15 protein-coding genes are annotated in these 19794 nt (G+C 58.4%); 8 read left to right on the plus strand and 7 right to left on the minus strand.

The window, feature by feature from the left end; genetic code table 11:
* Positions 1-82: 82 nt before the first annotated feature.
* The 5 genes from AC5S26_RS01500 to AC5S26_RS01520 all read left to right on the plus strand — a co-directional run bounded on the left by AC5S26_RS01500 (position 83) and on the right by AC5S26_RS01520 (position 7205).
* Positions 83-1261: a glycoside hydrolase family 27 protein gene (locus AC5S26_RS01500; RefSeq protein WP_494183075.1), complete on the plus strand. Its 1179-nt coding sequence runs from the start codon at positions 83-85 to the stop codon at positions 1259-1261.
* Between the two features lie 160 nt (positions 1262-1421).
* Positions 1422-2267, plus strand: a complete 846-nt coding sequence (locus AC5S26_RS01505) for a VOC family protein (protein ID WP_494183076.1) — start codon at positions 1422-1424, stop codon at positions 2265-2267.
* A gap of 16 nt (positions 2268-2283) precedes the next feature.
* The gene (gene prmC / locus AC5S26_RS01510) at positions 2284-3138 is read left to right on the plus strand and encodes a peptide chain release factor N(5)-glutamine methyltransferase (protein WP_494183077.1); all 855 of its coding nucleotides are present in this window, start codon (positions 2284-2286) and stop codon (positions 3136-3138) included.
* Positions 3139-3345: 207 nt separating this feature from the next.
* A complete protein-coding gene (locus AC5S26_RS01515; RefSeq protein ID WP_494183078.1) occupies positions 3346-6744 on the plus strand; it encodes a TonB-dependent receptor in 3399 nt (1132 codons plus the stop codon).
* A 110-nt stretch (positions 6745-6854) separates the two neighbouring features.
* Entirely contained in the window at positions 6855-7205 is a 351-nt protein-coding gene (locus AC5S26_RS01520) for a nuclear transport factor 2 family protein (RefSeq protein ID WP_494183079.1), read from the plus strand.
* A gap of 7 nt (positions 7206-7212) precedes the next feature.
* On the opposite strand, the gene AC5S26_RS01525 is transcribed toward AC5S26_RS01520, so the two are convergent.
* From AC5S26_RS01525 to AC5S26_RS01540, 4 genes are read right to left on the minus strand one after another with little or no spacing between them, the layout of a single operon-like run.
* Positions 7213-7356 carry a hypothetical protein gene (locus AC5S26_RS01525; RefSeq protein WP_494183080.1) on the minus strand — a complete coding sequence of 48 codons (144 nt, stop codon included), beginning with the start codon at positions 7354-7356 and terminating at the stop codon, positions 7213-7215.
* Between the two features lie 29 nt (positions 7357-7385).
* On the minus strand, positions 7386-7772 hold the full coding sequence (locus tag AC5S26_RS01530) for a hypothetical protein (RefSeq protein ID WP_494183081.1): 387 nt from the start codon (positions 7770-7772) through the stop codon (positions 7386-7388).
* 56 nt (positions 7773-7828) lie between these two features.
* Positions 7829-8626 (minus strand): DUF6454 family protein, encoded by a 798-nt coding sequence (locus tag AC5S26_RS01535; protein ID WP_494183082.1) that lies wholly within the window; start codon positions 8624-8626, stop codon positions 7829-7831.
* Between the two features lie 25 nt (positions 8627-8651).
* Positions 8652-10322 (minus strand): NAD(P)/FAD-dependent oxidoreductase, encoded by a 1671-nt coding sequence (locus AC5S26_RS01540; protein WP_494183083.1) that lies wholly within the window; start codon positions 10320-10322, stop codon positions 8652-8654.
* 225 nt (positions 10323-10547) lie between these two features.
* Here AC5S26_RS01540 and AC5S26_RS01545 point away from each other — a divergent pair, with 225 nt between their 5' ends.
* A complete protein-coding gene (locus tag AC5S26_RS01545) occupies positions 10548-11591 on the plus strand; it encodes an NAD-dependent epimerase/dehydratase family protein (protein WP_494183084.1) in 1044 nt (347 codons plus the stop codon).
* A 210-nt stretch (positions 11592-11801) separates the two neighbouring features.
* Positions 11802-13604, plus strand: coding sequence for an ArnT family glycosyltransferase (locus AC5S26_RS01550; protein WP_494183085.1), 1803 nt, complete (start codon positions 11802-11804; stop codon positions 13602-13604).
* Between the two features lie 80 nt (positions 13605-13684).
* Here AC5S26_RS01550 and clpB read toward each other — a convergent pair whose 3' ends face one another.
* The 3 genes from clpB to AC5S26_RS01565 all read right to left on the minus strand — a co-directional run bounded on the left by clpB (position 13685) and on the right by AC5S26_RS01565 (position 18379).
* Positions 13685-16336, minus strand: coding sequence for an ATP-dependent chaperone ClpB (gene clpB, locus AC5S26_RS01555; RefSeq protein ID WP_494183086.1), 2652 nt, complete (start codon positions 16334-16336; stop codon positions 13685-13687).
* Positions 16337-16582: 246 nt separating this feature from the next.
* Positions 16583-17083: an Hsp20/alpha crystallin family protein gene (locus AC5S26_RS01560; protein ID WP_494183087.1), complete on the minus strand. Its 501-nt coding sequence runs from the start codon at positions 17081-17083 to the stop codon at positions 16583-16585.
* Between the two features lie 150 nt (positions 17084-17233).
* Positions 17234-18379, minus strand: a complete 1146-nt coding sequence (locus AC5S26_RS01565; protein WP_494183088.1) for a PP2C family protein-serine/threonine phosphatase — start codon at positions 18377-18379, stop codon at positions 17234-17236.
* A 132-nt stretch (positions 18380-18511) separates the two neighbouring features.
* On the opposite strand from AC5S26_RS01565, the gene AC5S26_RS01570 reads away from it, so the two are divergent.
* A complete protein-coding gene (locus AC5S26_RS01570) occupies positions 18512-19654 on the plus strand; it encodes a glycosyltransferase family 4 protein (protein WP_494183089.1) in 1143 nt (380 codons plus the stop codon).
* The last annotated feature ends 140 nt before the right edge of the window (positions 19655-19794 follow it).

Here is a 19794-nt window from a genome sequence, read left to right on the forward strand (position 1 = left end):
AAATCCACCGTTGTGATTGACAATCGCGCCGACAGTACGTTTCATGGACTTCTTCAAAGTTCTCAGGAGGATCCATACCCCGATGCATCGCTGTCTTCTTGTAGCCGCCCTCGTCTTTGCTTCCCTGCCTCTCGCTGCACAAAAACTTGCCGCAACACCGCCCATGGGCTGGAACAGCTGGAACTGGTTCGCGGGCAAGGTTACCGACGCAGATATTCGAAAGGCTGCCGACCTCCTCGTGTCCAGCGGCATGCGCGATGCGGGGTATGTCTACGTCAATATCGACGACACCTGGCAAGGCAAGCGCGATGCAAACGGAGTCATTCAGGCCAATGAGAAGTTTCCGGACATGAAGGCGCTTGCCGATTATGTCCACTCCAAGGGCCTCAAGATCGGCATCTACTCGTCGCCCGGACCGCAGACCTGCGCACGCTACGAAGGTTCTTTGGGCCATGAAGAGCAGGACGCGAAAACATACGCGGAATGGGGAATGGATTACCTGAAATACGATCTCTGCAGCTTCGGCAAGAACATGAAGGAGGAGCACCCCAACGATCCCGACGCGCAAAACAAGATGATGCGCGACGCCTACGTGAAGATGCACAACGCCATCCTGAAGGCTGGGCGGCCCATGGTTTACAGCCTGTGCCAGTACGGCTTTGACCAGTCGTGGCAGTGGGCCCCGGAGGTAGGGGGAAACCTGTGGCGCACCACTGGCGATATCCAGGCCAACTACAACAGCATGATCCTCATCGGCCTGTCGCAGGCCGGCCTCTCGAAGTACGCCGGTCCCGGCCACTGGAACGACCCCGACATGCTCGAGGTAGGCAACGGCAAGATGACGCACGAGGAAAACATCTCGCATATGACCATGTGGTCGATGCTGGCTGCGCCGCTGATCGCGGGCAACAACTTCACCGAGATGAACGACGACGTACGCTCCATCCTGACCAACAAAGAAGTCATCGCAATCGATCAGGACAAGCTGGGCAAGCAGGGCGACCGAGTGTGGGCTGGCGACGAGACGGAGATCTGGTCGCGCCCGCTCGCCGACGGCTCCGTCGCGCTGGCTATCTTCAATCTCTCGCAAGACCGCAACGTAATGCGCGGCCTTCGCCTTCACCTCAAGGAGGCAGGATTCCCGAGCGGTACGGCGCACGCACGAGATCTGTGGACAGACAAAGACCTCGGCGTCATCAAGGACACCAACGTCTTTACCATGCAACGGCACGGCGCCGTGCTGCTGAAATTGACAAAGTAAAACTGCCCGTCGCTCTCAGTATCGTGCAAGTGCACGGGGTCTCCGCTTTTGGGACCCCGTGGCCATTTCGCGGAAGCTACACCTCGCTTCGCCAGCTCGCCGGAAGGCCGAAAAAGACTTTCTCTGAGAAAATGACTTCAGCTCCAGAGGACCCACGCCCATGCTCCAAAACACCACCTCCCTGCGCCGCTTCCTTGCACTTGCCCTCATTGCTCTTGCCGCTCCGTTCCTCCGTGCCCAACAGCAGGCTCCGCCACTGGCCGGCATTGCGCATATCGCGATTCGCGTGCGCTCGCTCGATGCCTCCCGGGAGTTTTATAACAATCTCGGCTTCGAGGAGGCCTTCGACCTCAAGGACAAAAACGGCAAGCCTCGCGAGAGCTTCATCAAGATCAACGATCATCAGTTTCTCGAACTCTACCCGGCGAATCCTGACGTTCCTGCAGAGGCCGCAATCGGATTTCTACACGTTTGTTTTGAGGGAGACGACCTCCAGGCCATCCACGACGACTATGTCCAACACGGGTTGACCCCCAAGCAGGTGCGAAAGGCCGGAGCCGGAAATCTGCTCTTTACCCTGGCGGGCCCTCTCGACGCCAATGGCGCGGCCCAGAATCTTGAATACACGCAATACCAGCCTGGATCCCTTCACTCCAACGATCAGGGCAAGCACCTCGGCGAGGATCGTGTCGCCGATTCGATAGGCTCCGTCTCCATCGCCATGCGCGATCCTGCCGCCGCTCGCGACTTCTACCTCAACCAGCTCTCTTTTAAATCCATCGCGGGCGATCCCATGTTTCTGCACATGCCCGGCAATTCAGGCCAGGAGATCGAGATCGCTACTGCAGCTTCTCTCGGTCCCAAGGCACGATTCACGCTGCGCAGCTCCAATCTCTCCAAGGCGTCGCGGCTCCTGCACAAACATCAGATCTCTGTGTTGAAGTCGAAGGATACTCTGACCCTCTCCGATCCGGATGGCAACCTGATCATGATTAAGAGCCTGTAATCAGGTCACGGCTGCCATGACGTTACAGCAGGCGCTCCTCTCCGCTGCCCGGCAGCTCGCCGCCGATCCCCAACTCAGCGATTTTGCCCGACGCGATGCCGAGTCGCTGATGCTGCACACTGCCGGCATCTCACGAGTGGCTCTCCTGTCCGACCCCACGCGGGAGCTTACCCCGGAGCAACTTCGCCGCTACGAGACCTTCATCAACCGCAGGCTGCGGCATGAGCCCCTGCAGTACATCACCGGCACGCAGGAGTTCTACGGCCTCCCATTCCGCGTCACACCTGCTGTGCTGATTCCACGGCCCGAGACAGAACACCTGGTCGAAGCCGTGCTCGAGCGTCTGCCGCACGATCAGCCGGTCACCATAGCGGATATCGGAACCGGTTCTGGCGCCATCGCCATCGCACTGGCTACTCATCTCCCTCATGCCAGCCTGACCGCGCTCGATCTCTCAGCCGCCGCACTCGAGGTCGCCCAGGCCAATGCCGAAGCACTAAACGTATCGAATCTCATCCGCTTTTCCGTCTCCAACCTTCTGGATGCTCTTCCTGCGCAACAGAGACGCGAGCATTTCGACGCAATTGTCAGCAATCCGCCTTACGTCCCAACGGCGGATGCCGCGGCGCTCCATCCACAGGTACGCGATTACGAACCCGCATCGGCGCTCTTCGCCGGTGCCGATGGACTCGACGTGTACAGAAGACTCATCCCGCAGGCCCATAAAGCCCTGAAGCCCGGGGGGCTGCTTGCGCTCGAGATCGGTCACGGCCAGAGCGAGGCCATCGCAACCCTTCTCAACCACTGGCATGACATCGACTTCGTGAACGATCTGCAGTCGATCCCGCGGATCGCTCTGGCTCGGAGATAGCCTCCGGAGATATCGTTCTCTTGAAGTGGGCGAAGTTGGTCTGACCAAGTCACGTCAGCATCACCTTTGGACTCCAAAGGGTGAACAATTCCTGTTGACAGTCAAGAAAGCGTATCCATATAGTCTGACGCACGAGTAAAGAGCCTTTTCTAAAACGTGAAAGTAGAGCCAATACTCGCAAATGCACCATCCTTCTGAGGCCAAGTTATGAAAAGAAAACGATTAATTGGACTGTCCAATCTCCTCCTGGCTGTTGCTCTTCTTCCACTCGTGCCGCATACGAAGGCTTGGGCGCAGTCAGCGGGAACAGCCAGCATTCAGGGAACCGTCACCGACCAGACCGGGGCATCCATCCCGAATGCCAAGGTCACCCTCACCAAGACCGACACCGGGACCAGCCGTACTACGGCCACCGACGGCAACGGCCTCTACTCTCTTCCCAACGTCCCCGTCGGTCCCTACTCCCTCGATGTTGAAGCCCAGGGCTTCAGCGGATACACCCAGAAGGGAAACCTCGAGGTCGGCAATAACGTCCAGATCAACCCGCAGCTCACCGTGGGGTCCGCTACCGAACACGTCGAGGTCCAGGCCTCGGGCGTCGCGCTCGAGACCGAGACCAGTACCTTCAAGCAGGTCATCGACCAGGCGCGCATCACCGAGATGCCGCTCAACGGACGCCAGGCTACGCAACTCGTCCTCGTCTCCGGCGGCGCCGTTACCGCGCCCGGCGGCGACATGGTCGGCTCCAAGAACTACGCCAGCTCCACCGTCATCGCCGTAGCCGGCAGCCAGGGCAACTACAATAATTACGTTCTCGACGGCGGATACCACACCGACAACTTCACCAACGTTAACCTGCCCTATCCCTTTCCCGACGCCCTCCACGAGTTCTCCGTCGAATCGAGCTCGCTGCCAGCACGCAACGGTCTCCACCCCGGTTCGCTCGTGAACGTCGTCACTAACTCCGGCAGCAACCAGTGGCACGGCACGGTCTTCGACTTCGTCCGCAACAACATCATCAACGCCACCAACTTCTTCTCCCCCACAAAGGACACCGTCAAGCGCAACCAGTTCGGCGGCACCCTCGGCGGAAAGATCATCACCGACAAGCTCTTCTTCTTCGGTGGCTATCAGGGCACCCGCGAGCATAAGACATCGGCCGCAACCAACTACTGCGTCCCCACCCCCGCGATGCTTAACGGAGACTTCAGCGGGATGCCCGCCAGCGGCAACTGCGCCCAAACCGCCACACCAGCCGCCTTCAAAGACCCCATCACCGGCGTACCCACTCCAAGCAAAAAGATCTCCACCTCGGAGTTCAGCCCCGCCGCGCTTAACCTCGTAAAAATGCTTCCGCTCTCGCAGGCCAACTCTGTCGGCTTCGTCAGTGTCGCTCTTCCTGGCAACAACACCGAGGACCAGTACATCGGCCGTGTCGACTACACCTGGTCGGAGCGTCACTCGATGTTCGCGCGCTACTATCTCACCAACTACAACGCTCCCAACTATTACTCGCCCACCAACATCCTGTTGACCACAACCGCCGGCAACGACGAGCGCGTTCAAAGCGTCACTCTGGGCGATACCTTCATCATCTCGCCAAAGATCGTCAACACCTTCCACGGCACCTACTCCCGCCGGCGCAACAATCGTGGGCCGACGGCCGGTGGCATCAACGCGAACGATCTTGGCATCAACATCTTTACTTACACCCCTGTTGACCTGCGTATCCAGATGACCGGCGGCTTCAACACCGGATGCGGGACCTGCGCCCCCGGCTACTTCAACGTCAATACCGAAGACTTTTCCGACGACGTTGACTGGCTTGTAGGCAAGCACCAGTTTGCCTTTGGCGGCGAGTACATCCGCACTGGCGATAACACCCGCACCGGCTATCTCTTCAACGGCAGCTATACCTTCGGCGGCAACGGCTCCGCCTCCGGCGAAACCCTCGCGGACTTCCTCACCGGGCAGATGAGCTCCTTCGGACAGAGCCGCACCCAGGACACCACTTATCGCCAAAACGTCTTCGGTCTCTACGCGCAGGACACCTGGCACCTGACCCCCGGGCTGACCGTCAACTACGGCGTGCGCTGGGAGCCGAACTTCTACCAGACCGACAAGTTTGGCCGCGGCGCTACCTTCGACCAGGCGGCCTTCAACGCCGGCCAGCACTCCGCCAAATTCCCCAATGCCCCCGCCGGAGCCTCCTACTACGGCGACGCTGGTGTTCCCAAGTCCTTTACCAGCAACCGGCTCGGCAACATCTCCCCGCGTGTCGGCGCCACTCTCGATCCCTTCGGCAACGGCAAGACCGTCTTCCGCGCCGGCGGAGCTTTGATGTATGACACGCCGCCGCTCTACATGTCGCAGCGTGTCGCTTCCAACCCGCCGTTCGTCAACGAGATTGACCTCAACGGTCCCAACATTCCCTTTGACCAGCCCTGGCGCAACTATCCCGGCGGCGACCCGTTCCCCGGTGTCTTTCCACCGGATGCGACGGCAACCTTCCCGACGAACACTCTCTGGGTTCTGCTGCAGCGCAACATGCAGACCCCCGTCATCTATCAGTGGACCGCCAGTGTTCAGCAGGACTTCGGCCGTGGATGGATGTTCTCTTTGAACTATCTCGGCAGCCAGCAGGCACACCAGTGGATCGGAAGCGGCATCAACGCCGCCGTTTACATCCCCGGCACCTGGAGGGGCCCAGGCACTTGCGGTGCGCTCGCCACCGCCCCCGGTCCTATTGGAACTGCCTGCTCTACTACCGGAAACGCCAACAATCGCACGCCTCTGACGCTGGCCAACAACATCCAGGGACAGGGCTACAGCCCCACCATGACGTTGATCTCCGACAACGGAACCTCCAGCTACAACGGCATGATCGCCGCCATCCAGCACCGTATGTCGAACAACTTCAGCTTCCTGGCAAACTACACCTGGTCCAAGTGCTCCGACGTCTCCGACACCACCGGCGACATCGCCGCGCCCCAGTTCCAGCACACCAACAATATGCGTCTTGATCGTGGACCGTGCGGCTTCGATGTGCGCCACATCTTCAACACCACCCTCATCGCCTCCACCCACTTCCCCGGGCTGCACGGCATAGGAGGAGCGCTGGCCAACAACTGGCAGGTGGCTCCACTCATCCGCATCATCTCAGGCCAGCCCCTCAACATCACCTCTGGCTCGGATAACTCCCGCACCGGCATCCAACTCGATCGTCCGAACCTCATTCCCGGCGTCGATCCCTACACGCACAATAAAATCCAACGGGCGTCTCCGGGCAATCTCGCCTATCTCAACAAGGCGGCCTTCTCTCAGAACGCCGTCGGAACCTATGGCAACATCGGCCGCTATGCCTTCCGCACACCGGCCAACTACAACGTCGACCTCGCGGTCAGCCGTATCTTCCCAGTCCATGAGCGTCTGAACTTCCAGCTCCGCATGGAGGCGTTCAACGTTCTCAATCACCCCAACTTCGGTCCGGTCAGCGCCACCGGGGCCAGCGCCTTCACACAGGGCCTCAACTCCGGGACCTTCGGCAACGTCACCGGTGCTCTCGATCCCCGTATCTTCCAGTTGGCCGGGAAGTTCAACTTTTAACTCCAGCGATATCTAACCAAAGATAGGGCTGTTCCCATAGCGGAACAGCCCTATCTTTCTGTACCCTTGGTGAAACTTCTGCAAAGGGAAAGGACGTCAAACTATTCACCATGACAGCAGCTCAGTTACAGGAACACCTTCACTCCCTTGAGGAACGTCTGCTTCATCCCGATCGCGAAACCAATCGGAATGACTTAACCTCTCTGCTTGCCTCGGATTTCAAGGAATTCTGCACCTCAGGTCGCATCTTCAATCTGAACCAGCTCTCGCATGCGCTTCTCACCACCTCACCCCGCTCGGCCACGATGAGCCATTTCTACGTAACGCCCCTGGGCGAAGGAGCCGCACTGGCCACTTACCACATCACCACCACCAACTCCACGTCGCACCACTCGTCGATCTGGGTGCAGCGTGACAACCGGTGGCAGATGTTGTTTCATCAGGGGACGATCGCCGCCTGAGCCTAACTTACGAAGGTTCCCGGCCGCATTCTTCCCACTCGCGCTCGCGATGCGGACGACCTGCCGGGTCCAATCGATCCCGCTGATCCTCCTCTTCCTGCCAGCGCCGACGATGCTCCTGTTCCTCGCGCTCTTCGCGTCCGTCGCTCATCGTAGACCCTCCCTTGTTCAGGCTACTCCCTAGCGCAGAGTAATACGGACCCGGCTGCCGTCGCGATCTTTGAAGGTCACCTCCCGGTTGCTCATCGCCGTATCCGGCGAGTACGCCGTGTCTTGCGCTGTGACCGTGGTGGCATGGTCGGCGTCCGTCCAGCAGAGCATGCCGTGCAAGCAGGTAAGCGGCTGCGGGAGCCCAGGAACCTTGTTCCATCCCTGCACCAGGTAGGGATGCTGACCGGGCTCCGCCACTAGAACGTCATTGGAATAATTGATATACACCTGAGCTCCATGGAGCTGCACTTCGTTTCGATACACCTTTCCCAAGGGGTCGCGCAGAAATGCTCTCTGCCGATTGATCGCCAGCAGCGCGATCAGTGCGATTCCGACCAACACCAGAATTCTTTTCACTCGAATCCATCCCTGCTTTCGACGCTGAAACAATTACCATAATTTTTCGTGATGGCTTACCTGGACAGCACGAAATGAAAGAGGCGGCTTGGACCATCCTCAGGCACGAGGTAGAGATCCTTCCCTTCCAACGCCATCGCTTCGCCCGTATAAGGCTTGCCTCGATCCGTGGCGCCGGATCGAACGCTGCGCACCAGCTTCATCGACGGCCACGCGTACCAATCAATGGCCCCGCTGCTATGCGTCAGATTTCCTGAAGCAACCAGCTTGCCCTCCACAAATTTGATGTCCTGATACTGATTCGGTGAGGCATTGTCGATCACACGAAGCTGCTTGCCTTGCCGGTCGAAGACATAAAACTGCCGGCTTCCCCAGTTCCCTGCAATAAGACCATCGCCGGTCACAGCAACGCATCCAAGATGGTCTGCCACGGAGATCTTCCTTTTGACCGCGAGGGTATGCTTGTCCAGCTCCATAAGAACGGCGGAGCTATGCGGCTTGTACTCTGCGACCGGGACCCAGATCGAATCCCCCGCGACAGAGAGCCCGCCGGGATGAAAGCGGACCCCGTCGGTTACCTCGACCTGGCGTTCCAGCTTTGCGGTGGCACGGTTGAACCGATGCAGGTATCCCTTTCGGTTTGCGATATCCACCGAGGTAATCCAGATGTGCTCGCGATCGAGGGCAACTCCCTGGACGTGGTAGAGCGTTCCCTGCAGATCCCGCACCTCAGCAAGCCTGGCATTCTCAACGCCAGATACTGCGGTTCCATCCACGGACTTTGTCTGTTGCGCCGGCAGGATCGACACACAGCATAGGCTGGCAACACAAAATAACCTTGTTCGAAACTTCATGCCAGCTCCCGCGAAACGGTGGATGTCACTTCTTTTCCTCGTGATATTCCTGCTCGGTGTTGATCTCCCACAGTCCCGCCTTGTCGACTTTTCCCGCAACCAGTCCATCCACAACCGCCATGGCCGTTAGCATGCTGTGATCCTGGTTGTTGTACTTATGCATTCCATTTCGACCCACCAGAAAGAGGTTTTCGAACGAGTCTGTAAACTGCCTCAGCTCATCGAACCTGTCATACGTTCCGAAGTAGGCCGGATAGGTCTTCGGCACTCGAACCACGTGCCCGTCGCTCACATCTTCGGCACGGAGGATTCCGATCTTCGCGACCTCTGCGATGGCAAACCTCTTCAAATCTTCATCCGGCATCTTCCAGAGCGGGTCGGTGTCGTAGCAGAAGTATTCGAGGCCGATCCACACCTTTGAAGGGTCCGCTACCAGGTACGGACTCCAGTTATTGAAGATCTGCAACCGTCCCAGGAGCACATCCGGCTCCTGCACGTAGATCCACGTATCCTTCAGGAGACCGCCATCGGGCTCCTTCACCTTCAGTCGATCGGCGAGCAGGCCCACGGTGATGAAATCGCGATACTCAAGTCCTTCGCTGACCTCACGCACATTCTCGGGGACTGGTGCATCGAGTGCGCGAACCAGCTCTCGCATCGGCATGGTCGAGAAAAAATAATCTCCTGCGAACATCTTTCTCTCGCCCGCCTCATTGACGGCTTCGACCGAAACCACCTTTTCGCCTTCGCAGTGAATGCGATCGACCTTCCATCCCATATGGATCTCACCGCCGCCTTCGCGCACAAGGTCCGCGACATGCTCCCATAGCTGCCCAGGTCCGAACTTTGGGTACATGAATCGCTCGATCAGGCTGGTATCGGTCTTCTTCTGCCCAAGATCCTTCGATTGCCTTGTGAATGTCTTCTTCACAAAATGTTTCACTGCGGTGGTCAGACTCAGGCCCTTGATGCGTTGCGCGCCCCACTCAGCAGATATCTGATCACAGGGCGTTCCCCATACTTTCTCTGTATAGCTCTTGAAGAAGGTCAGGTAGAGCTCGCGGCCAAAGCGGTTGATCAGGAAATCTTCGAGACTTTTCTCGGGTTGAATCTGCGTGACGCGCGACTTCAGGTAGCTAAGGCCCACCTTGACTGTACGCACGGCTCCAAGATTACCGAGCGTCGTTGCTGTCAGCGTGATGGGATAGTCGAAGAATTTGCGCAGATAGTAGATACGGCTCTTGCGGGGCCGGATCAGCATCACAAGGTCCGGATCGGCGGGCGCCGGAGCGACCACGGTCTCTACGTGACCGTAAGCCTCCGACTCTTCCTCTTCCTCAAGCTCTCTTACCTGATGATCGCTTTCAAGCGGCCCCATGCCGCGCAACGGCGGGTATTGCGGCTGATCGACCGGAATCTCGACCACGCGCTGCTTGCCTTGATAGCTGATAAGGGCGTCGGACTCGGCTTCGGGTGGCATAAGATCGACCCACCACTGCATGACGCGATCGCTCTTGGAAAAAAAGCGATGGCCGCCAATATCCATGCGGTTGCCTTTATACCGTATGGTCCGGGAGATGCCGCCGATCTCATGGCTGCTCTCCAGGATGATGGGCTTGATCCCGGTACGGCGAAGGAGTTCGAGCGCAGCCGTGAGCCCTGCTGGCCCGGCTCCGATAATGACTGCTTGTTGCATGAAGATTCTATTGGGAGTGGACAAACTAATCCGATCAGTATACTCAATCGATTTCAGAACTAAAGGACGGGTGCTGCTTAGGCAGACACAAACCCTGCGAATTCCGGCCTTCTAATCTAAGACGATCCTGCGAACATTCCGTTGGGGCCTTAAGATAGAGATGGACGACAGGAAGCTGGACGTCTTTGCGGGCCACGTTGGCCCATCTCGGTTTACGGAACTGCCATGTCTCATTATCTCGTCACCGGAGCCTCCGGCTTCTTCGGCGGAGTCCTCAAGCGGCGTCTCCTTCGCGAGGGCCACACCGTCGTCAATATCGACCTCGAGCCCGACGAGGATACTCATCCCGGTCTCACCAGCATCCAGGGCGACCTGCGAGACGCGGCCCTAATGAAGCGCGTCTTCGGCGAGCACCGCTTCGACGCCGTCTTTCACGTCGCGGCGCAGCTGGCTCACGGAATGAGGATGGACGAGCATCTGCTGTGGACCTCGAACGTGGATGCTACGCGGCTTCTGGCTGAAACCGCGCGCGATGCCGGAGTTCGCCCCTTCGTCTTCGTCTCCACGAACTGCCTGTGGGCCTCGAATCTCGGCCATCCCGTCCACGAAGATCGCGACCTTCCGGCCCCGGTCGAGCTTTACGGTAAATCGAAGCTCGCCGCCGAAAAGCTGCTCGAGGAATTTACCGGAGATCTCGACATCGTCACCATCCGATGTCCCACTATCATGGACGCCGGACGCCTTGGACTGCTGGCAATCCTCTACGAGTTCATCGACGATCACAAGACCGTGTGGGTTGTAGGAGAAGGTGATAATCGCTACCAGTTCATCTATGCGGAAGATCTCGCCACCGCCTGCATTCTCGCGGCGAAACATGGCAAATCCGATCTCTTCCACATCGGCTCGGATAACGTTCAATCCATGCGCCAGGTTTATGAAGCTGTCATCCGTTCTTGCGAAAGTCGCTCGCGTGTCCGCTCTCTCCCCAAGGGGCCGACGATTGCTGCCATGATGGCGGCGCACAAGCTGCGGATCTCGCCGCTTGGGCCTTATCACTACAAGATGATCGCCGAAAGCTTCGTCTTCGATACCACACGCATCAAGGAACGGCTGGGATGGAAACCTACGCTCACCAACGAAGAGATGCTGCTTAAATCTTATGAGTACTATGCGAAAAATCGCGATGAGATCAGTACACGCACCAACGTTTCAACTCATCGCAAACCCGCTTCCATGGGCGTGATCCGCCTTCTGAAGTGGATCTCCTGAGAAGAATTGCACAGGTTTTTTTGCGCTGACCTCGGCTGCTTCTCTACACGGCGTCTGGAACGTTTGCAAAATCAGGCATTTCGGTGGAAGACTCTGAAATCGTTCCCGCGAGGAGAAGGCTTAACCAAGGCAAAGCGACTCCATCTCCTGCATCCAAGCACACAGCTAGATGCTGTACGTCGATCCTCCCCCGTCGTTGGAGCTGTTGCTGTGAGTTTACTCGTTGCTTCTGAACTTTCTGCAGGACCCCCTTCGGTCTTGTCCTCTTCCATTCGTCGCTTCGGAAATTCAATCGAAAGCTTCTTCGAGCATCGAGCCGGAGTCGCCTTCGCCTTTTTATCCCTTTCCTATCTCATCGTTGTCGCCCTTCTCTCGCATGCGAAGCTTCTTTGGCTCGACGAGCTGATCACACTGCACATCGCGCAGCTAGGCAGCGCCTCCGCCATCTGGAACGCTCTCGCGCAGGCCGCAGATCCCAACCCTCCCCTGACCCATCTCGCCGTTCTTGCCTCCCTGCGCTTCTTTGGGAACCATGAGTTTGCCCTTCGCCTGCCCGCCATCCTCGGCTATTGGGTAGGCATGCTCTCTCTCTTCCTCTTCCTCAGGAGACGGCTGCCGACGACCTGGGCTCTCGCTGGAACTATTCTGTCCATGGCAAATGCGGCATTCGATTACAGCTACGAATCCCGCTCCTACGGAATCTTCTACGGTCTGGCGATGCTCGCCGTTCTTTGCTGGAGCCGCGCGGTCGATCCCGGGCTTCCGTCTCTGCGCCGTCATCTCGCGCTATGCGGCATGACGCTCGCTCTGGCGGCCGGTATCTGCACCAACTACTTTGCCGTCCTCGCCTTCTTTCCTATTGCTGGCGGCGAGCTCATCCGCTCGCTCGCTTCGCCTCGACCGCCGTTCCCGCACATCTCACGAAGCGCGTTCAGCGCCCGCATCTGGATTGCCCTGGCGGTGGCCGCCACTCCCCTGCTCATCTTCCGCAAGCTCATTCAGGCATCCATCGCCCACTTCGCTCCTTATGCGTGGAACAAGGTCTCCCTCGACCAGGTCTTTGATTCCTACACCGGCATGGTGGAGGTCATCCTCTCTCCCGTCGTTGGTCTGCTGGTTCTGGCTGCAGCGGTTTCCCTGCTCTCACGCATGTGTCCTCATTGCCGCGCGGGCATGCGCCCTGCGTGGCTCGCAGGCCTTGCAAACCGGCACCCCCGCAGCTCCTACTCCTCCTTTCCCACGCATGAAGCCGCCGCCGCACTAACCCTCATGCTCTATCCCTTTCTCGGCTACCTTGTCGCTTCGATCCACGGAGGCATGCTTTCGCCGCGCTTCGTTATCCCTGTTTGCCTCGGCTTTGCTATCGCCGGAACAGTTGCAGGGCACCATGTTTTCGGACGCCTCTCGTATGCCGGGGCCATAGCGCTGATTCTTTGCGGCGCCGTCTTCCTCGGCCGTGTCAGCGCTGTCGGCCACGCCTACAGCCGGCAGAAGCAATGCTTCTATCAGGTTCTCCATCATCTTCCCGCTGCATCAGGCAACCAACCCATCGTTGTGTCGGACCCTCTCATGGTCCTCACGCTTGCCCACTACGCTCCACCCTCGATCGTGGCGCGCATTGTCTTTCCTGTCGACTTTCCGGCGATTCGGTTCTTTCGCGGGGAAGACTCTCCTGAAGAGAATCTCTGGGCCGGACGCAACCTCTACCATCTCGCCATCCTGCCTTTGGCCGACTTCCAGCGCAACGCTGCCGACTATCTCATCCTCGCCAGCGACGGCAACTGGCTGGTGCGCGATCTCCGGAACCATAGTTATCCCGTCAGCCGCGTCCCCGCGCGCTTTCCCCAGGGAGACATCAAGGGCTTCACTCCTCTCGATCACGGCGATCCTGCCTTCTTTCTCGGATCCGGCGACCGCTCAGGCCGCACGCGTCGCTCCCCCGCACCCATCCCGTTTCGCTCTAAATCCAATCTTCCTGATTCGCCGTCTCTCAATGCCAATGGCGAGCTGTGATCACGCCTGCCAAACCGACGCAAAAAAATGCCGGGCGCTATTACGCCCGGCATTTGCATTTTTCCTTCTCAAGAAAAGCCTTACGCCACTGCTCTCTCCTTCACGGAGAAGGTAAGGCCATCCTTGCCTGCATCCGCCACCACGTGGTCGCCATGCAGCACGGTGCCATCGAGGATCTTCACCGCCAGCTTGTCCTGCACCAGCCGCTGGATCGCCCTCTTGAGCGGACGCGCGCCATAAGCGCGATCGTAGCCCGCCTTGAAGATCGCCTTCCTTGCCGCCTCGGTGAGTTCGAGTGTGATGCGGCGATCTGCCAGCAACTTCTCGAGGTCCTTCAGCCGCAGGTCGACGATATGCGTCAGCTCCTTGTCGTCCAGAGGATGGAAGACAACGATGTCGTCCACGCGATTGAGGAACTCGGGACGGAACGTCTGCTTCAAAGCATCGATCACCCGCGCCTTTGCTTCTTCGAAGCCCTCCTCGCCCTGCGCCCACGCGCTGGTCAGCTTGTCGGCGCCAGTATTCGACGTCATGATCAGCACGGTGTTTTTGAAGTCCACCGTGCGACCCTTCGAGTCCGTCAGCCGGCCATCGTCGAGCACCTGCAGCAACACGTTGAAGACATCCGGGTGAGCCTTCTCGATCTCGTCGAACAGGATCACCGAGTACGGCCTGCGCCGCACAGCTTCGGTCAACTGCCCGCCTTCGTCGTAGCCCACGTATCCCGGAGGCGCGCCGATCAGACGAGCCACGGCGTGCTTCTCCATGTACTCACTCATGTCGATGCGCACCATTGCCTGCTCGTCGTCGAACAGGAACTCCGCCAAAGCACGCGCCGTTTCGGTCTTTCCGACGCCCGTAGGTCCGAGGAAGATGAACGACCCAATCGGGCGCTTCGGGTCTGACAGGCCTGCACGCGAGCGACGAATCGCATTCGCCACCGCACTCAGAGCCTCGTCCTGGCCAATCACGCGTTCGCGCAGACGATTCTCCATCGTCACCAGCTTCTGCGTCTCTCCCTCCAACATCTTCGACACAGGAATCCCCGTCCACTTGGAGACGATTGCCGCGATATCTTCTTCGTCGACCTCTTCCTTCAGCATCCGTGAAGGCTTCGCCGCTGTTCCCGTCTTCGCCTCGGCCTTGTCCTCGCGGACCGCCTCTTCCTGTAACGCAGTGAGTTCCTTCAACTCCGCTTCAAGCTTCGGAATCTCTCCATACTGCAGTTCGGCAGCGCGCTGCAGGTTGCCTTTGCGCGTCTCCTCCTGCATCTGGAAGCGCAGACCTTCAAGCTGCTCCTTCAGCTCGGCGATCCGACCGATGGCCCCGCGCTCCTTCTGCCAGCGAGCGCGCAATGCGGCGGCTTGCTCTTTGATCTCCGCGAGCTCGCGCTCCACAACTTCAAGCCGCTCCTGCGAGTTCGCATCCTTCTCGCGCTTCAACGCAGCCTTCTCGATCTCGAGCGAGGTCGCCCTCCGCTCCAGGTCATCGATCTCCACAGGTACTGACCCAATCTGGATCGCCAGCGCAGACGCAGCCTCATCCACAAGGTCGATCGCCTTGTCCGGCAGAAAGCGGTCCGAGATGTAGCGATGCGAAAGCGTCGCCGCGGCCACAATCGCCGAATCCTTGATCCTGACCTTGTGGTGTGCCTCGTACTTCTCCTTCAAGCCGCGCAGAATCGCAATCGTATCCTCCACGTTCGGCTCGCCCACATAGACGATCTGGAAACGCCGCTCCAGCGCCGCATCTTTCTCGATGTACTTGCGATACTCGTTCAGCGTGGTAGCTCCGATCGCGCGGAGCTCACCACGAGCCAGCGCGGGCTTCAGCATGTTGCTTGCATCCATTGCGCCTTCAGCCGCTCCCGCGCCCACCAGCGTATGCAGCTCATCGATAAACAGGATGATCTCGCCGTTCGAAGCCTCGATCTCTTTGAGCACCGCCTTCAAACGCTCTTCGAACTCGCCGCGGAACTTCGCCCCGGCAACCATCGAAGCCAGGTCGAGAGCGCACACGCGCTTGTTCTTCAGGATCTCCGGAACATCGCCCATGAAGATCCGGCGCGCCAGCCCTTCGACGATCGCCGTCTTGCCCACGCCGGGTTCGCCGATCAACACCGGGTTGTTCTTCGTCCTGCGTGACAGCACCTGGATCACGCGGCGAATCTCCTCGTCACGCCCGATCACCGGGTCCAGCTTGCCCTTGCGCGCAAGCTCTGTCAGATCCTTGGCGTATTTTTCGAGTGCCTGGAACTTGCCCTCCGGATTCTGGTCCGTCACGCGCTGTGATCCACGCACCTCGGCCAGAGCTTTGAGGATCGCGTCATGCGTCGCGCCAAATGAAGCCAGAGCGCTCGCAACCGCGTCGCCCTTCTGCTTCGACAAAGCCAGCAGCAGGTGCTCGGTCGAGACGTACTCGTCTTTGAAGTTGTCCGCTTCTTTAAATGCCTGCTCTAGAACTTTCTGCGTCGCCTGCCCCAGTCCGGGCTGCGTCCCTCCCTGGACCTTCGGCAGCTTCTGAATCGCCGAGTTAATCCCGCTCAGAAGCTGCTCCACCGGCACACCGACCTTCTCCAGCACCGGAATCACCACGCCCTCGCGGTCTTCCAGCAACGCTGCCATCAGATGTAGCGGCAGAACCTCAGGATTTCCATTCTCCGCTGCATGCGCCACCGCGCCCTGTACGGCCTCCTGCGATTTCACCGTCAATTTTTCCCACTTGATCGCCATTCCAAAATCTCCCTCTCACTCATGTGGAGAACATCGTCTCCAAAATCCTAACCCCCAAAGACCTCAGCCTGCCCACCTGCCCGTAAACGCCGGAACGTCATTCTGCGGTGCCCCATCTTAACGACGGTCTCTTCGTCGCCAAGATGGGTGACTCGAACGAAGCCTCAATCCACACTCCCCCACATCCCCATACACAAAGACGGGAGACCGGTTCGTCTCCCGCCTGTTTCTATCCTGGTACGAACTTCAGGCAGCCGGCGCTTCCACGTGCTTCGGCTGAGTCGCCGAACCTACCCCTATCTTCACCTGCTTCGGCTTCGCCTCGGCCTTCTTGGCCAGTGTCACCGTCAGAACGCCGGCGTCATAGTTCGCCGTTATCGAGTCGGTATCCACTGCCTGAGAAACCGTAAAGCTGCGGGTGAAGTTTCCAAACCTGCGCTCGATGCGACGGAAGTTCTCTTCTTTCTCCTCCGCCTCGAACTTTCTCTCGCCCTTCACGGTCAGGGTGTGGTTTTCGATTCGAACATCCAGGTCTTCCTCCCTGACGCCCGGAACTTCCAGCTTCACCACAACCTTCTGGGCACCCTCGTAGACGTCCACAGCCGGAACGAAGCTTCCAGCGGCAAGGGGCTCGCTGGCGCCGCTGGTCGGCAGGGCAAAGTCATGAAAGATCGAATTCAACCGGTTCTGCAGCAAAGTCAAGTCATTGAACTGGCTGCGGAATGGGGAAAAGCGTGTGATCGTCATGTCAAAATCCTCCAACAGAATCATATATTTAGCTCGAGTCCCAAAGATTCGAGCTACTAATAAGACGCATATCTTATATAAAAGTTGCAAATAAGTTGATTAAACAACACTCATATATGAACCCTTCAGTAACTGCCCGGAATGTTGGGTTTAGTGCTTTCGAATCAACAGCAAAGTCTGATCGTCGACCTGCTTCCCAAAGGCGCGGACTGCTCTCAGGATCGCCTCTGACAGTGCCGGAAGTTCTTCCCTCTCGTGATCGGAGATCACCTCCTGCAGGCGGTCCAGACCGAACTCCCTCTCCGCCTGGTCGCAGGCTTCAAGAATTCCATCGGTCACCACAACCAAAAGGTCTCCGGACGACAGTACCGCTGCTTCCGCAAAAAAGTCTGTCACCGGAAGAAGCCCCAGGGGAAACTGCTCCCTCGATATGCGTTCGACACTCTCGCGATGTCGATAGTGAAGGAAGGGCGGATGCCCTGCGAGGGCATAAAAGACTGTCCCGTTCGCGTCCAGGGAGAAAGCAGCGAAGCTTGCGTACATCTGGGACTCCTTTACGTCAGGAAGGACCCGATTCAACCGTTCCAGTAGTGAGGACAGAACCTCCGGCGGGCTTCGGGAAGACTCTTCGAGCAATGCCGTCCGTGCGGCTGTCTTCACCATTCCCATCAGAATCCCTGCCTGTAAACCGTGGCCGGCAATATCGGCGAGATAGGCAACCGTCGACCCGTCCGGAAGCCGGACCGCGTCTACAAGATCGCCGCCTACCTTGTCGCTGGGGTCGGAGCGGCCATACAATTCAAAGTCCACCGTACGTAGTGCGATCGGAGGAACGAGGGTTTTCTGGATGCCGTGCGCCAGTTCAAGCTCATTCCGCAGACGAAACGTCTCCTGTCCTTCTCCGCGAAGAAATCGGATAAACAGGGAGTACGAGACGACGACCAGGGTCAGCATGATGATGGCGGCGACGCGAATGCCCGAAGCCGTGTTCACAGGTTGCAGATGAAAGTGCGTGATCAGAAAAACAGATAATACGGAGAAGCCGGTCCACAAAGGAATCTGTAGCACCGTTGCAAGGATGAAGTAGCGGGGATTAAGACGCGTACCGATATGCAGGTACACCGTCGCCACAAATCCGCTGACAATGGCATTCAGAATCGCGACAACATAGGGTGTTCTGCCCACGTTTACCAGGTCCCCAAAGAACCCGGTGATTGCAAACAGGCAAAAGACGGCTGCATAGAGGGCCCAGAGCCTGCTGAACGGGACATCCCGGTAGTATTGCCATCTTTTCACTTACCCTCCACGCATGACCACCCTCGGCAAAGGAGAAGTGGGTTATCGGCATTGTTATGCCTTCCTTGTCTAGGTCCAACGCGGCAAATTTTGAGAGACAAGACGTCAAGAGCTTTATGCTAGCCTGACCCAATGCGCGAAGTCACAGCCTTCGTCGGCGGATCCACCGGATCTGAACCTTATTCTGCGAAGACCTGGTCCGGATCTTCCCAGTTCCTTCTCCAGACGATGGAGGGAGCCAGACTTCTCGATAAAGCCGTGGGGATCCGGGTCCCGCGTATCCCCAACACCCTGCTGCTGGCCAAAAATTTTACCCGGAACCGCGGCGTATGGCGGAAGCACTTCTATTTCGATCCCAGTTATCGCAAGGCATTGACTCGTGTCGCCTCGCGCGTCCCGGTCAACGGCTCTGTCCTGATGCAGATCGGCCACATGTTCTCGCTGCCCGACGCCTTTCCCGCACACAAGTGCGTCTCCTACCACGACGGCAACCTGGTCGAGCTCCTTGCCAGCGGCTTCGGGATGGAAGGGGTCTCTCAGAAGCGAATTGACCAGGCGCTGCACTATGAGCAACAGGCGGCCCAGAGGATGACCGCCGTCTTCACCTTCAGCGAGTACCTTCGCCGATCCTTCATCAACAATTACGGCGTTCCCTCGGACCGGGTCTTCAATGTGGGGGGCGGCATCAATCTTACGGAGCTTCCCGAGATTACGGAACTTCCCGAGTCCGCACCCCAAAAGAACTTCCATTCCCCGCGCATTCTTTTCATCGGCACGGAGTTTGCCCGCAAGGGCGGGCCGCAGTTGCTGGAGGCTTTCCGGAGCGTGCGCCAATCGATCCCATCGGCCGAGCTGCATATCGTGGGTCCCACGCAGATCGATAACCTCCCTCCGGGAGCTATTCTCCACGGTCATCTTTCCAAGTCCAACCCGGAGCAGAGAGCAAAGCTGGAATCGCTCTTTCGCGACGCTTCGCTCTTCGTCCTGCCCTCCCTTTACGAGCCCTTCGGGATCGCCCCTCTTGAGGCGATGCTTTACCAGGTTCCTGCGGTGGTTACGAATGCCTGGGCGTTACGCGAGTTCGTGACCCCGGGAGTCAATGGAGCCCTGGTGGAAAAAGGATCTGCCGGGGACCTGGCGGAGAAGATCACGCAGTTGCTTTCCAACCCTGACCAACTTGCAGGGATGGGGAAAAAGGGGCGTGAGATTGTGCTAGCCCGTTACACGTGGCCTTCCGTTGTCGATCGCATGGCGGCGATCTTCCGATCGCTCTGATCCCGAATCCATCCTTTCGCTCATAAAGCCGGAAGTTCATGCGGAAGATGGGACGACCCATCGATCTGGAACTGCCTATGGCCAGCGGCGATGGCCAAGAAAAAGGGTCCCGCATGGGACCCTTTCTCTCACCTTCATTT

It is taken from the genome of Edaphobacter sp. FHG110511_03 (assembly GCF_059115365.1).

Excerpts from the sequence above, each read along its gene's own strand:
- AC5S26_RS01500 (WP_494183075.1), top strand. The coding sequence starts at position 83 with ATGCATCGCTGTCTTCTTGTAGCCGCCCTCGTCTTTGCTTCCCTGCCT.
- AC5S26_RS01505 (WP_494183076.1), top strand. The coding sequence starts at position 1,422 with ATGCTCCAAAACACCACCTCCCTGCGCCGCTTCCTTGCACTTGCCCTC.
- prmC (WP_494183077.1), top strand. The coding sequence starts at position 2,284 with ATGACGTTACAGCAGGCGCTCCTCTCCGCTGCCCGGCAGCTCGCCGCC.
- AC5S26_RS01515 (WP_494183078.1), top strand. The coding sequence starts at position 3,346 with ATGAAAAGAAAACGATTAATTGGACTGTCCAATCTCCTCCTGGCTGTT.
- AC5S26_RS01520 (WP_494183079.1), top strand. The coding sequence starts at position 6,855 with ATGACAGCAGCTCAGTTACAGGAACACCTTCACTCCCTTGAGGAACGT.
- AC5S26_RS01525 (WP_494183080.1), bottom strand. The coding sequence starts at position 7,356 with ATGAGCGACGGACGCGAAGAGCGCGAGGAACAGGAGCATCGTCGGCGC.
- AC5S26_RS01535 (WP_494183082.1), bottom strand. The coding sequence starts at position 8,626 with ATGAAGTTTCGAACAAGGTTATTTTGTGTTGCCAGCCTATGCTGTGTG.
- AC5S26_RS01540 (WP_494183083.1), bottom strand. The coding sequence starts at position 10,322 with ATGCAACAAGCAGTCATTATCGGAGCCGGGCCAGCAGGGCTCACGGCT.
- AC5S26_RS01545 (WP_494183084.1), top strand. The coding sequence starts at position 10,548 with ATGTCTCATTATCTCGTCACCGGAGCCTCCGGCTTCTTCGGCGGAGTC.
- clpB (WP_494183086.1), bottom strand. The coding sequence starts at position 16,336 with ATGGCGATCAAGTGGGAAAAATTGACGGTGAAATCGCAGGAGGCCGTA.
- AC5S26_RS01560 (WP_494183087.1), bottom strand. The coding sequence starts at position 17,083 with ATGACGATCACACGCTTTTCCCCATTCCGCAGCCAGTTCAATGACTTG.
- AC5S26_RS01570 (WP_494183089.1), top strand. The coding sequence starts at position 18,512 with ATGCGCGAAGTCACAGCCTTCGTCGGCGGATCCACCGGATCTGAACCT.